Consider the following 13,743-nt stretch of genomic DNA (forward strand, 5'->3'; position numbering starts at 1 on the left):
CCGGCCGGAAGTTCGATCGACGGGCGTCATCGTCTCAGTAAGGGGCGATCTGCCTTATTTCGGACGGAGTCTCGCCGGACCATGCACGACTACGCAAACGGCCACTCTAATGGCAATGGTAACGGAACCGGCCACAGCAGCGGGAACGCTTATAACCGTCCCCGAAAGATTGTGGACCTGAGCCCAGCCACGTCTGATAGGCTTCCGCCGCAAAATCTCGAAGCGGAACTTTGCGTCCTGGGTAGCGTTCTACTGGACAATGAGACGCTCCACGACGTCGTACCACTGGTCAAAGTCGAAGATTTTTATCGAGATAGCCACCAAACGATCTACCGAGCCATCCGGGATCTTTATGACCTGGGTAAGGCTATCGATGCCATCACGCTTGTCGAGGAACTGACCAAGCGTGGGGAATTCGAGAAAATCGGTGGTGACGATACGATTCGGAAGATTCTCGAAGCCCCTCCGCATGCCGCCAATGCAAAATATTACGCCCAGATCGTCCGGCAAAAATCGATCAGTCGTGAGTTGATCGAGGGTGCCAACGAGATCTTGCGTGACGGCTATTCCAACAATTTTTCGGCCGACGAACTACTTCAGGCCGCGGAACGGCGAATCTTCGCGATCGCCGAGGATCAAGCAGCTGGTGAGACCGTCGAGTTGAAGGATGTAATCGTCACCGCAATGGATCGGATCACGGCGCGAGCCGAGGACCAACATGTGGTCACCGGGGTCGGGACCGGATATTACGATCTCGACGAGATCACCGGCGGATTTCAGGGAGCGCAGTTGATTATCCTGGCGGCTCGACCGAGCATGGGGAAGACTGCACTCGCCCTCAATATTTGCGAACACGTCATTTGCGATCTCAAGAAAGCCGTCCTCTTCGTCAGTCTGGAAATGGGCGAACTCGAACTGGTTGAACGATTGCTCTCGTCGCGATCGAGAGTTGATGGACATAAACTCCGCACCGGGAAAAACCTTGGTCAGCAGGATTTAGTCGCCTTGGGACGAGGGTACGCCGAGTTGCGTGCTGCGCCTCTCTTCATCGATGATACCCCCGCGCGAAACATGCTTCAGGTCACGGCCAATGCCCGACGGCTGAAACTTCGCCAAGACATCGGTCTAATCGTGATCGACTACATCCAGCTCGTCGATTCGGAGGAGTCTCGCGATAGTCGGCAGGAGCAAATCGCCAAGATCAGTCGGAGACTCAAGCAACTGGCTCGAGAACTGAAGATCCCTGTAATCGCCCTGTCCCAGCTCAACCGCGCAGTGGAAAACCGCGAGGATCGTCGTCCAAGAATGGCCGACCTTCGTGAATCGGGAGCAATCGAGCAGGACGCCGACCTCGTCCTTCTGCTTCATCGCCCCGAATATTACGATGCCAACGATCAGCCGGGCATCGCCGAGTTGATCATTGCCAAGAACCGTTCGGGTGCCACCGGCACGGTTAAATTCGCCTTCTTGAAGAATCTGACTCGCTTCGAGAATCTCGCCCAGGTGGCAGACCCCCTTGGTGGAGCATTTTGATCAGGATCTGTCGAGGCGCCAACTATCGAGGGCCATTCGAGAGTGGCCGTCAATAACCAGGTCTGCGAGAACACGACCAATCAGGCAAGAGAATTTGAAGCCGTGTCCACTACATGGACTCGCAACGATCACATCAGTTCGACCCGGCAGCAGGCCGACTCGAAATTCCTCGTCTCTCGACATTGTGTAAAGACAAACCTCTTCGTGATCGCTCGCTGAGTCGGCCAGGACCGGGATGGTTCGGCGAAGGAATTGCCGAATTACTGTTCGATAATCCTCCTCCACGATTCTTCCGACCTGATCTGGATCGACCTCAGGGCCATCGTGGCGAGCCACCTTGACGCCCATTCCTAGGGATTCAGGCATCCCATAGTACGCATCATCATCAGCCTCTCCTTTGTAGATGAACACCGGGAAACGTCCGATTGCGAAGGGAGATGGGTTACTCGGACGAAAGTAGAGGACCTGCTGCCTTGTCGGGCGAAGCTTCGATGCCAATTTCGGGATCAAACGACCAGTCCAGGCTCCGGCCGTGATAATCAAATGATCCGTGCTCAGAGTTTCTTCGGCAAGTATCAAGGCAGGATGCTTCCCTTCCAGATCGAGATGAAGGATCGGGGCTTGCTCGATAATTTGTGTTCGATCTCCGCCCAGGCGCCGAGCCGTGTCTATCTCGGCCCGGATTGCTTCCCTCGCGGCAAGAATTCCGGCGTCAGGTTCGAATACAACGTCAGAATCAGCCTCGACACCAAAAGTCGGTAGGATCCGATTCAAGTCGGTCCCGGTCATCCTACGAAAAGGCACCTTGATTGCTTCCAGACTTCTGGCCACATTTGCTACATAGTCTGTGCCCCGAGGGCTGATCGAAACACCGCCGGTCCGGATGTAGAGCGAGCGGCCTGAATCGGCCTCGAGTTCGCGCCAGGCCTGGAAAGCATCGATCATGAGTCGAGCATAAGCCGGGTCGGCATAGGAATGCCGGGTTATGCGAGCTGCTCCATGCGAGCTTCCTCGATCGTGACCAAGGGTGAACTGCTCCACCAGGATAAACGGCTGATCTCGTCGGGCCATATGATAGGCGGTCGCTGCTCCCATGGCCCCGGCACCCAGGATGACAGCCGGCACATGTCGAGTAGACATCTCTCGATTGGCCTCAGGATGGGTTCAAAAGCAGGTCGTTGTCGGACAATAACACTGGCATTTTTGATGTTAGATCAACTGGAGCGATAGGGTCTTGCGTAAAATTATTCGATTCTTGGAGAATTGCTTAATCCCATGCCCTAAGATCTAGATCATCGAACAAGGCCCGTTCCTGGGTGTAGTTACGACGGGATGAAGTTTAATTTGCAGACATCTCAATCATTTTATGATTAAACCGAAGGAAGAAGAGATGATCGAATTTCCCACGGTTGCCCGCGAATTTCGAAGCTTGATCCGTCGCCGGCTTGAGATCCAGACTCTTCTCGGTTCGATCTTCGCTGGCTTGGGAATCTTCCTCCAAAATACACTTCAGGGAGGGCTCCCCGACTCACTGGGAGCGATCAAGCGTCACCTCTTCGCATTCTATGCGCTACTCCTGATGGTCCCCTGCCTGATCCTTGGGCTGAGGATGGCTCGACTCCATGCCGGTATGGTTCTCAACGGTATCTTGATCGCTCGACTATCCGAGAACCGTACCTTCGCTCGACCTATGAGCATCCCAAATGCAGCCAGGCATAATTATTTCGGGGTCTCTTTCTTACAATTTGTCCTGATGGACATCCTTGCAGGATTCTCGACCACCATCCTGATCCTGGCGCTCCAATATTCTGTATTGCTAGCTCTGGTCGCGGGTGGATCGATCATGGTTCTCTGGCTCGGGCTCTATTTCCGATTTCACCACCAGGCGTCTCGATTCGCGCTCCGAAAAATTGCAGAGGAAGCATGTGCTGATTTCGAGGAACGTGAATGGGAGGCACATCAATCCGGGAGCCTGGAAGATGCAAATCATGGGCTCAATGCGGAAGTTGCCTTCGTGGGATTGATCGTGTTTTCAGTCTTCGAAACGCTCTCAGGATTGGGTCAGATCAAGACCTCTGGGCTTGATCTTGCCCCAGATCTGATCCTCCGATATGGGCCGACTGCCTACGTCGGCTTGATGCTCGTGACCTGCCTGATGGGGATGTTTAGCTATCTGAGGGTCCGGGTGGCGATCGGAAAATTTTCCTTGATCATCGATCCTGCCGATCGGCCGTTTCGCATACTGAAATTGACCGACTCGCTTCTGGGATACGTGGTGATCGCCTTCTTGTTCACGGTGTCGTCGCACTTATTCCTGGGTCTCCTGCTCCCGGCCCTCGGCGAGAAAGAAGGACTCCTGCTGACAATTGATGCTTTAATCTTCATATTCTTGGTCATTTGCGAACAGATGACCTTGGTCCTTGCGGGCCGATTTTATAAACACTTAGAAAAATCTGCTACCTGATGACTTGATGAGCCATTCCGGGCGATCACCTTCGGATTGAGGCCTTGATGCTCACCCTCGGAGAAGCAATTCACATCAATCCAAATCGATTGACAACTCGATATTTCCGACGAAATTACGCTGTTCTATCAAAACCGGCATGATAGATTTCGATACGGCGCACGCAGAATCTGCATGATTTTCAGGAGAACGGTTGCTCATTCAAGCTTGTTCGCAGAGCATCGAACGTTGTGGTCGCGTCGCGATCGAAGACGAACCGAGCTGGCAAGCCAACAACCCGACTCGCGCCGAGACCGAAAAGTGTCCGCTGGCATGCGGTCAATTTGCGGGTTGCGATGAGCGCAGTTACTCGCCAACCCGGCAGATTGTCCGATCCCCATACTTCACCCCGGGCAATGTGCTGCGCGCCCTGATCGAACAGATAGGTCGCAACCGCGGATGCAGTCTCAAACCCGTGTGCACCCGGATTCCCTACGACTTCCAGATGAAGCATTCCCTCCGATGCCCTCACCCCATCCATAGCATCCAGTAGAAGGGCCAGTGGCCCGGCTTGTCCTTCCTCTATGAGGCTCAAAAGGCTCGGTCCGTGTCCGATCAAGCAGGAAGCCGAATCGAGTACGGTTCCACCCGAAATCTCTCGAAGTCGGTTATCCTTGAGAGTTATTCCTGAGCTTGTGAGATCAACGATCACATCGGCGATCCCAAGTGTAGGGTGAAGCTCCAGTGCTCCGTCAGAGTCGATCAATTGATAGTGATAGATCCCCCACTTTCGAAAGTGGGAGCGGGTCAGCGCCGGATATTTGGTCGAAACTCGAAAAGCACGTCCCGCATTCTTGAACTCGGCAGTCAGGTCGACAAGATCAATGACATGGGTCACGTCGATCCAACTCTCAGGGACGGCAACCACGAGCCGACAGCCTCCATAGCCCAGATCATCGACGACGACCCGAGCCGACTCAGCCTCGAAGGCACGCTCGGCGAATAGATCCATGCCGGTCACGCCTAGGTGGCAACGGCCTTCCTCGACCTGAGTGACGATATCGGTCGGTCTCATGAAAACGACGTGGAAACGCGGATGACCGGCGATGATCGCCTCATATTGACGGTCACTTGCTCGTCGGATCTTGTAACCTGCGGTCTTCAGAATCTCGACGACCCCATCATAGAGATGCCCCTTGGAAGGCAAGGCAATCCGGATTGGATCGACGGACGGTCGGGTTTGAGATTCGCCCTGAGTCATGACTTCAAATTCCCGGCTGGCCTGACGAGAAAGCGGACCAGTTCGTCGGAGGTCATCCGACTGGTATTGCCTTCGCTGAGTTCGTGGAGTGCATGGAGACCTGCTTCCCGACCGCTATCGACTTCGATCACTCTTCGGGAGCGAATCTCGGCCGCTCGTTCGGCAATCCTGCGTTCCGAGTCGTTCAATTCGAGGATCGTACGAACTCCGTACTCCCGGAGACGGTTCGCGAGCCTCGCTGCGACCGAGAATGACTCGATCGTACTGGCGATCAATAAGACCGACTCGACCTCATCGATTGAGGGCTTTCGGCCTTGCGAATTCAGGACTTCGCTCAGACGTTCCAGTCCGAAAGCAAAGCCGACCCCTCGATCGTCGAGGTTACTCCCGAGGACCCGAGCCAATCCATCGTACCGCCCTCCTCCGCAGACCTCGACCGGACCATTGGGGGTCGGGGCGATAATGGCAAAAACCATCTGAGAATAGAAGCCAATACCGCGGCCAAACCCAAGGTCCAGTTCGAGCTGATCGGACGGTACGCCGTAATCAACGAGACGATGAACCAAGCCTTGAAGAGAGGCTATGGTCACCGGAGCGAGTTGGCCATAATCCTGAGTCAGCCGATTGAGCACCTCATCCGTTGGTCCCTTCAGGCTGGTTAGTGTACGGACCTGATCCCGGACTCGATCCAAGGTCTCGAGCCATTCATGGCCGAGATCCCACTTTCGACGAAGGCGTCGAATGATTTCATGGCCGGGCCTCCGGCCATTGACTACAGGGACGAGGGTCCGAAAAAGGCGATCGATCCCACCATCGTCGGCGGAATCGATCGGAAGAGGAATATCATCGGTGCTTGAGGCCTGACGGAGCCACTCGGAATAATGGTCCAGACCTCGTTCGATCGCATCCAGGTCATCTCCCTCGGAAGCCGCCTCGCTGAGCATCTCCACGAGCGCCGATTGGGCCGTGGAGGGAAGTCCGGAGCGAGACAACATCTCCAGAATGAGACCGACATCCCCGATTCGAACCATTGCGGACTGGATACCAGCATCGGAGAGGGTCCGGAATGCGAGGGAGATCACTTCTGCATCGGCGATCGGCCCTCCGTCGCCTATCCGCTCGACGCCAATCTGTCGAAACTCGCGAAGCCGATCCCATCTCGAGGATGCCTCGTGCCGGAAAGCGGTGCCTGCATGGCTGACTCGCCAGGGAAGTGCAGGAGGCGGTTGAGTGTCGGCATATGCTCGGATGATCCCGGCCGTCATCTCTGGTCGAAGACAGATCCGACCCGAAGACGTTCCCGATAGCTCGAACAGCTTCGATACGATCCCCGCACCGCTCTTCCGCTCGTGAAGCTCGATGCTCTCGAGGACGGGAGTCCGAAGCCGGTCATAACCTGCGCGGGAAAACCATTCGAGCGCCAGCGTCTCGAGAGCATCCAGTTGTGCATAATATTCGGGCAAACAGTCAGCGGTCCCTCTCACTCGAGGAACTCGACTTTCACCGTAACCAGGCCGCTCGATCCTATCTTTCATCGATCTTCCCCCGGTCCGTCGAGCAATGCTCGAGCTACTTCCGACTCCAGTTCGATCCAGGGGATGGCCTTGACCTCTTCGCGAGTTCTGAGGTTTCGAAGATTGAACGTTTCCGAAACCTGTTCGGATGGCCCAATAATCACGGCGAGGCGGTGCCCACGGATCGAACCATACTGGAGTTGCTTACCCGATTGGATTGCGTCGGGGTAAACCTCGGCACCTATACCGGCTGAGCGGAGCCTAGCGGCGATCGCGAACGCATTCTTGGGGTCGGCCCCGGGAAAATAGGGGACCAGAACCGGGACTGTTGTGGCTGATCCTTTCAAAAATCCAGCTTCTTCGAGCAAGGCCAGAAGTCGATCGAGACCGATCGAGGCACCAACACCCGGCAAGGACTGGTCCGCGAACAGTTTAGTCAGGTTGTCGTATCTACCGCCCGATGCAACGCTACCGAATTTCTCCCATCCATTGATGGTCGTTTCGAAAACCACGCCAGTATAGTAATCCAGGCCACGAGCGAGACCGAGGTCAAGCCTGAGTCGATTTTTCGGAACGCCGCAAGCTTCGAGTAGCTCGAAGATGATCCTGAGATTAGCAATCCCCGACGCCGCCGATGGAATGGAACCCAGGGATTCTGCCACACGATCAAGGACTTCGACCCCGCCACGGCCCGATTCTACGAAGTTCAGGACCTCTTCCGCTTGCTCGTGAGACAGTCCTGCTCCGGGGACTTGATCGGTGGCCAGCGTTGTGAGCTCGTCCAGGACTCCGTCTCGACCGATCTTGGCGACCTTATCGAGAGCCCTGAGGATTGGCCCCGAATGACCGTCAAGTGACAGGTTGCCAAGCATCGCATCCAGGATTTTACGATTGTTCAGGGTAATCGTAAAATCCGGAATTCCGATCGCCGAGAGTGCCGAGTGGATAACCTGGGCGATCTCGGCATCGGCCAGCGGGCTTTCGGTGCCGACGGTATCGAAGTCGCATTGAACAAATTCTCGAAATCGACCTTTGGCGGGGCGTTCGCCGCGAAAGACCGAGCCGATCGCGTATCGTTTGAATGGCTTGCCAAGTTCGGAGATATGCCGGGCGACAAAGCGTGCCAAGGGTACGGTCAGGTCGAACCTCAGTGCGAGTTCGCCCCGATCGCCTCCCTTATTGGTCACCTCGTATATTTGTCGAAGTACCTCATCAGACCCTGCGCCTTTACCAGTAAGGACTTCCATCCGCTCGATGTGAGGGGTCTCAATTGGAACGAATCCAAAATCGGCGAAGGTCTTTCGAAAATTCGCCAAAATTTTTTCGCGCGGAATCATCGCCGAAGGGAGCAGGTCACGGAGCCCACTGGCCACGCGGGGGTCGATCATGTCTGGGACGTCCTTCGGGGAATCCGGCGGCTTCTCGTCGCTCAGAGAGTTAGAATTCTAGCGACCAAGATTCCTTCGATCTGGTCGCGAGCACTCCATAATAGCAAGCAGAGCCCAGTCTCTTCAGGATCAATTCCCCGATCGAGATCGAATCCGGCGAGAATTGGATGAACGCCAGAGCTCTCTGGTTTCACGAATTCTCACCGTTACAATTGATTTGCAAACATTTCCAAGAAGGAGCCGCCATCGACCACATGCACTCATGAATCGAGCGGCAAGTTCTTTTCGTATGCCAATCGACCGGAATTCATGTCAATTATTAATTATGCGTAGCGGGACAGAATCAACAGGACCATGCCTCATGAGATTTTCATATAATAATGTGTGAACTAAACTCATTAGTATCGCATGGAAGCATTTCTGGTAGGATTACTGCAGATCGCCATACTCCGCAGGAATAATGGGGGCATTTGTTGAAGCTGGGAGGAATGAGGGATTCATCCCTTCTATGCTTCCCCACAATTAGAAGCATTAAGATTTCTAAATTCTAGAATGTTGAGTTCCACTGGAGCTAGAAATGTTCCTCAAACTGCTGATAGTCGTGGGCTCGGTTTTTGTAGGCGAACCGCGCGATCGAGCGGTCGAGCTTTCGAGGAAATTTCCGGAGTGGTTCGAGACCGCCAGGAAAGGAAGGTTGGAAATCCCCCCGGCCGCCATCCTGAGGGCGATCAACTACCGATATGTATTCGTGGGAGGATTTCGGAACGAGCGGATGCCTGGCTATTTCTCCCAGAATCGAGCCGAGCTTTTAGCACTCGGAGTTCCTAAGAAACAGATCCACTTGGTTAACCCGAGCTCACTGCGGACTATTGAACAAAATGCCGAATTGGTTCGTGACAGGTTCATGACAATTAGCGATGAGGGGCGTGAAAAGATAGTGGTGATCGCTCACAGTCGTGGTGCGTGCGATGCATTAAGATTCGCTCTGGGGAACGGATCCTTCGTCCAGGATCATGTCGAGGCATTATTCCTGATTCAGGGTCCTTTCGGAGGGACAGCTGCAGCCGATTATGCGATCGGACATGGTACTCGGATGGATCGCCGTATGCCATGGATCCATCGAATAGTGGGCCATTTTTCCGGTCGAATAGTCCGATTTTTCGCTCGACGATCCAATCTGGATGTTTTGATGGATCTGACCTCCGAGAAATCCCATGAGTTCTGGGACCGAATGTTGATCGAACACGCCGGCTCGATTGGCATGGTTGGATCGCGAACCTTTTATGTCTGCTCGACCATCGAGCCGAAGCGTCTCCGATTCGTTCGAAGGGCGATCGCCTGGTATCTCAAAATCTACCACGGCCCGAGTGACGGGATGATACCGCTTGTGGATCAAATGTTACCGGGGATCGGAACTGTAATCGCGACGCTCCAGGCAAGCCACGGTGACTTGACGCACCGATTTCCCGCGATCGGTTCCCCGAAATCCATGAGGAAGGCTCTGATCCGAAGTATCTTCATGTCAGTCGGGCTTGCGGAGGAAGATCCAACCAGCCTCGGCCTCGATATGAAGTGTTACCGATCGGCCAGGGAAGGGCCGAGTAGGATTCGTCTTCGAAACCGTTTGACAGTAAATGTCTTAAGGCTAGGTGGATCCCGGGGAGAAGTTGCAAATCGCGAAGCGAGAAGGTTTCCGGTCGGTCAAAGCATTCCGTCAGGATGTGCTAAACCGATCAATACAGACGCCATCTCCTTCTTCTCGGATTTGTTGCTCTTAAGTAGATCGCCCATCTGGGGATCGATCGGGATCAAGATTGACTCGACCGATTTGTTGTTCTTCTGATTTGAGGACTTCGGACTGATCGAGTAGTAATCGCCCTGACGCCAAGAATCACCGAACTGGATCCAGCCCTCTTTTGCGTTTGCAGCAAATTTGGACTTGCCGATATAGTTAGTGGGTCCGTCGTGATTCTCTTGGCCGGTTTCGTCTCCATTATTGCTTTCGATGTACGAAGCACCTCCTCCCTGATCCGACTGGGCCAGAACCTGGGTATTTGGGGGGGAGAGAAGCGGCGGATTATAATTTCCCATATTGACCAGCAATCCGTAAGCGCCGGTACCGTTGGGCCCAGCATTGGAGGCGCTTACCCTTATGTAATACAGAGTGTTCGGGGTGGCATTGAAGATCGCCGTGCCGATGACCGCGCCGTAGGAAGTCGTTGGCGCTGCAACCTGAGAGAGGCCCTGAAGATTGGAGTTATAAATCTGAACTTTGGGACTGAGCATGCTCAGATTGCTGGATTGAACAACGACGCTGAAAGTGCTATTGGCATTGGCCGGGGTCGTAACCTTCATCCAGTAGGATGTTGACGGACTCGTCACGCTCAACGGGCCGAGAATAATTTGGTTGAGATTGTTGATGAATGGGTTCAAATTCGCCGCTTTATTCCACCAGAAATTCTGGTTCCCCTGGGTCAATCCATCCTGCTGACGAGAATTCCATATTGACTGAATGCCATTGATGTCATCCGACCCGAGGTATTGCTGGACCCCATCGTAGTAGGGTTCCATAATTGCATTGGTATCCGTGGAGTGCCCCAATCCCAGCGAATGTCCGATCTCGTGGAGCATGACGGATTCGAGGTCGTAATTGCTCCCGATGTTCCAGATCTGTGAACTATTCAGGAAGATATCTCCGGAGTCAGATCCACCATTGGCGACGGGAGGCAGCAGTGTGAAACCGAGGATCCCGGACGATTGCGCAAAACCACCAATCCTGATATCGCCGATCACCGGGCTACCTTGCTGGTAGTTCCCGGAATTCGTGGCCGATCCATCATCCGATACTTGGACGAAATTGATGTTGGCCGCGCTCTGCCAGATCGCGAACGCCTCCTGGATCGATCGTTGCCAGTTACCGGCACCAAATTTGTTATTGAAGGTCGAAATCAGGTTACTATTGACTCCCCCGAGATTCGTCCCATCGGGAACGATGCTCCAGGTAATTCGGCTGCCAAATTCGAAGTGATTTCCCGTGGTGGAATAAAGCAGAAGTCGCCCCTCGAGTCCCTCCAAGGACGGCCTTACGGCACGATTTCGGCACGACTTCGACGAAGACGGACGAATGGAGCGGACACTCATGAGAGATTTCCCCTCTAATCATGTAACAATCGAATTTACCGGTGGCCCGGAGTTCGTTCTCGATGAGGCCTCAGTATCGGTCGTGAATTCAGCATCTTCAAGTCGAGATGTTTTTTAACGCAGGTAATAAGAATTTTGAAACACAAATGCTTCATTGGGTTCATCTCCGTGAACTTGCAAAACGCTGAAGAAGCGCTTTGCGAACTGCACTGTGGCGTTCCGTCAACATCGACGAGTCTCGGAATCGGTCCAAATTTGATAATCGGACGATTCAGGATGAGCGGTCACTTGGTCAAGTAGTGGATAGACCAGAAAGGTCGCTCTAAGCAACACTATGTTAAAAATTTGGAGTCGGGGAGATCTGCCGGCAAGATCACCCGGAAGTTTTGCTCCGGAGGGAGTTACCAACCTTGACGAGCAGTGACGGACGAGGCAGCAGGCGACGGTTCGTGGCGTATCGTTCGGAACGAATGAGAAGTGACCAGCAAAATGAAAGCGATGGAAATCGCCGAAGTGTTGCAAGGCATCGGTCACTCCCTCAACTCTATCGTGAGCTTTTTGGGCTGCTGAAAGGGCTGAGAGCTTCCTTGCTCCTGGCTCTCTTGTTGCTTTCTACCTCGACCTCACTTCGTCTTGTGCCCCCGGCGGCAACGAAGTTGGTGATTGATCATGTTCTTCTTGGTAAATCGATACCAGAAGGACTGCCATCCTGGTTACCAGTTCCCCCGACACCGAGATCTCGACTCGTCGTCCTGGTCGCGGGCGTTTTGGTCGTCTCGATCCTTGGAACCGCGATTGGACTCTGGAGTCGATGGCTGGGAACTCGATCCAGTAAACGTCTCCAGGTCACCACGCGTCGACGTGTTTTCGAGCATGCGGCCCGGCTTCCGCTCCATCGGGTCTATCAGCTCAAGGCTGGAGGCGCAGCTAGCTTGCTCCGTGAGGACGCAGGAGGTGTGGGTGAGTTGATCTTTAGTATGATCTATAATCCCTGGCGGGCCATCGTCCAGCTACTTGGAGGGCTGGTCATCCTGGCCTGGGTCGACTGGCGACTCCTGTTAGGAGCCCTGGCTCTGGCACCCGGGGCGGTCATCTCGGATCGACTTTGGAATCGAAGATTACGACCACTTTATCGTGACGTCCGAAGGCAGCGTCAGGAGATCGACGCTCGGGCCGCCGAGGCTTTCGGGGGGATGAGAGTGGTTCGTGCGTTCGGTCGCCAGCGTCGGGAGACCGCCCGTTTCGTCGGCGACAACCATTTCATGACCCGTCAGGAGTTGTTTGCTTGGTGGTGGTCGAGGATCGTCGAGGTTATCTGGGACTTGTTCCTCCCGGCCGCCTCGTCAGCCCTCCTGCTCTTCGGCGGCCTGAGTGTCCTGGAGGGAAGGCTTTCCCTGGGCGATCTGATGATGTTCCTTGTCTATCTCGCCATGCTACTCGAACCACTCGCCGTCCTGGCGACAAGTGCAACCCAGTTGCAAAACAATCTATCGGGTTTCGATCGAGTGCTAGACCTTCTGGCCGAACCACGCGAGATGCCCGCCATACCTGGTTCGATTTCGTTGGAGCCGAAGTTGGTGCTGGGGCGACTCTCGCTCGAAGGAGTTGGATTCACTTACCCAACTTCGGATTCGCCAGTGATTTCGGAAATCAGCCTGGATGTCGAGCCGGGCGAGATGATTGCTCTCGTCGGTCGATCGGGAGCCGGAAAGACGACCTTGTGCAATCTGATTGCAAGATTCTACGACCCGACTCTTGGAGTGATTCGACTCGATGGAGTCGATTTACGTGAAATCGAGGTAGAGAGCTATCGACGGGTGCTCGGAATCGTCGAGCAGGATGTTTTCTTGTTCGACGGAACCATCGCCGAAAACATTGAATATGCGGGGCGAAGTTCCTCGCGAGTTGATGTTGTCATGGCGGCGAAGGCTGCCAATGCCGATGGTTTCATCGAGGAACTACCGGATGGATACGAGACCAGGATCGGAGAGCGAGGCGTCCGGCTCAGTGGCGGTCAGAGACAGAGGCTCGCGATCGCTCGGGCCATACTCTCTGATCCCAGGATCTTCATACTCGACGAAGCTACGAGCAATCTCGATAGTGAGAGTGAACGCCTGATCCAGCAAGCCTTAGCCAGGTTAATGAAGGGGAGAACCTCGTTCGTGATCGCCCACCGGCTCAGTACGATCAAGAAGGCTGATCGAATCCTGGTTCTTGAGGGCGGGACGATCCTGGAGGCGGGAACCCACGAGGAGCTACTCGATCGCGATGGTGCTTATCGAGGCATGATCGAATTACAATCCATGGAAGGATAGACTTGACGAGGCCATTATACCCGAGAAGGCGAACCTTTCGGCAGTTCCCTAACTTCGAGTCTCCTCGGGAGTGTTCATTCAGTCAGGTAAAATGGTGGTGCTCGCGACGCATTGGCATTATCATATCGAGTTATTGCTGATCATATTC

Annotated in this window: 8 protein-coding genes; 3 read left to right on the plus strand and 5 right to left on the minus strand. The window is 54.3% G+C overall.

What is annotated here, in order from left to right; genetic code table 11:
- Window positions 1–81 precede the first annotated feature (81 nt).
- On the plus strand, window positions 82–1,533 hold the full coding sequence (gene dnaB, locus P12x_RS20235) for a replicative DNA helicase (protein ID WP_435006495.1): 1,452 nt from the start codon (window positions 82–84) through the stop codon (window positions 1,531–1,533).
- Here the strand turns inward: dnaB and solA are convergent, their stop codons facing one another.
- Window positions 1,534–2,673, minus strand: coding sequence for an N-methyl-L-tryptophan oxidase (solA, locus tag P12x_RS20240; protein ID WP_435006496.1), 1,140 nt, complete (start codon window positions 2,671–2,673; stop codon window positions 1,534–1,536).
- Between the two features lie 250 nt (window positions 2,674–2,923).
- Here solA and P12x_RS20245 point away from each other — a divergent pair, with 250 nt between their 5' ends.
- The gene (locus P12x_RS20245; RefSeq protein WP_435006497.1) at window positions 2,924–3,997 is read left to right on the plus strand and encodes a hypothetical protein; all 1,074 of its coding nucleotides are present in this window, start codon (window positions 2,924–2,926) and stop codon (window positions 3,995–3,997) included.
- Window positions 3,998–4,178: 181 nt separating this feature from the next.
- Here P12x_RS20245 and hisG read toward each other — a convergent pair whose 3' ends face one another.
- The 4 genes from hisG to P12x_RS20265 form a co-directional block, all read right to left on the minus strand.
- A complete protein-coding gene (gene hisG, locus P12x_RS20250) occupies window positions 4,179–5,237 on the minus strand; it encodes an ATP phosphoribosyltransferase (protein ID WP_435006499.1) in 1,059 nt (352 codons plus the stop codon).
- The gene (locus P12x_RS20255; RefSeq protein ID WP_435006500.1) at window positions 5,234–6,772 is read right to left on the minus strand and encodes an ATP phosphoribosyltransferase regulatory subunit; all 1,539 of its coding nucleotides are present in this window, start codon (window positions 6,770–6,772) and stop codon (window positions 5,234–5,236) included. Before P12x_RS20255 ends, hisG begins: the two co-directional genes overlap by 4 nt.
- Window positions 6,769–8,139 (minus strand): histidine--tRNA ligase, encoded by a 1,371-nt coding sequence (gene hisS / locus P12x_RS20260; protein ID WP_435006501.1) that lies wholly within the window; start codon window positions 8,137–8,139, stop codon window positions 6,769–6,771. Before hisS ends, P12x_RS20255 begins: the two co-directional genes overlap by 4 nt.
- A gap of 1,701 nt (window positions 8,140–9,840) precedes the next feature.
- Window positions 9,841–11,280, minus strand: a complete 1,440-nt coding sequence (locus P12x_RS20265) for a matrixin family metalloprotease (protein WP_435006503.1) — start codon at window positions 11,278–11,280, stop codon at window positions 9,841–9,843.
- A gap of 470 nt (window positions 11,281–11,750) precedes the next feature.
- Between P12x_RS20265 and P12x_RS20270 the strand changes: the two genes are divergently transcribed.
- Window positions 11,751–13,595 (plus strand): ABC transporter ATP-binding protein, encoded by a 1,845-nt coding sequence (locus P12x_RS20270; RefSeq protein ID WP_435006505.1) that lies wholly within the window; start codon window positions 11,751–11,753, stop codon window positions 13,593–13,595.
- Window positions 13,596–13,743 lie beyond the last annotated feature (148 nt).

It is taken from the genome of Tundrisphaera lichenicola, from assembly GCF_051175385.1.
Taxonomy (GTDB): Bacteria; Planctomycetota; Planctomycetia; order Isosphaerales; family Isosphaeraceae; genus Tundrisphaera; species Tundrisphaera lichenicola.

What these genes read in the sequence shown, in the direction of transcription:
- P12x_RS20245 (WP_435006497.1), top strand. Translation starts at nt 2,924, where the DNA reads ATGATCGAATTTCCCACGGTTGCCCGCGAATTTCGAAGCTTGATCCGT.
- P12x_RS20255 (WP_435006500.1), bottom strand. Translation starts at nt 6,772, where the DNA reads ATGAAAGATAGGATCGAGCGGCCTGGTTACGGTGAAAGTCGAGTTCCT.
- hisS (WP_435006501.1), bottom strand. Translation starts at nt 8,139, where the DNA reads ATGATCGACCCCCGCGTGGCCAGTGGGCTCCGTGACCTGCTCCCTTCG.
- P12x_RS20265 (WP_435006503.1), bottom strand. Translation starts at nt 11,280, where the DNA reads ATGAGTGTCCGCTCCATTCGTCCGTCTTCGTCGAAGTCGTGCCGAAAT.
- hisG (WP_435006499.1), bottom strand. Translation starts at nt 5,237, where the DNA reads ATGACTCAGGGCGAATCTCAAACCCGACCGTCCGTCGATCCAATCCGG.
- P12x_RS20270 (WP_435006505.1), top strand. Translation starts at nt 11,751, where the DNA reads ATGAGAAGTGACCAGCAAAATGAAAGCGATGGAAATCGCCGAAGTGTT.
- solA (WP_435006496.1), bottom strand. Translation starts at nt 2,673, where the DNA reads ATGTCTACTCGACATGTGCCGGCTGTCATCCTGGGTGCCGGGGCCATG.
- dnaB (WP_435006495.1), top strand. Translation starts at nt 82, where the DNA reads ATGCACGACTACGCAAACGGCCACTCTAATGGCAATGGTAACGGAACC.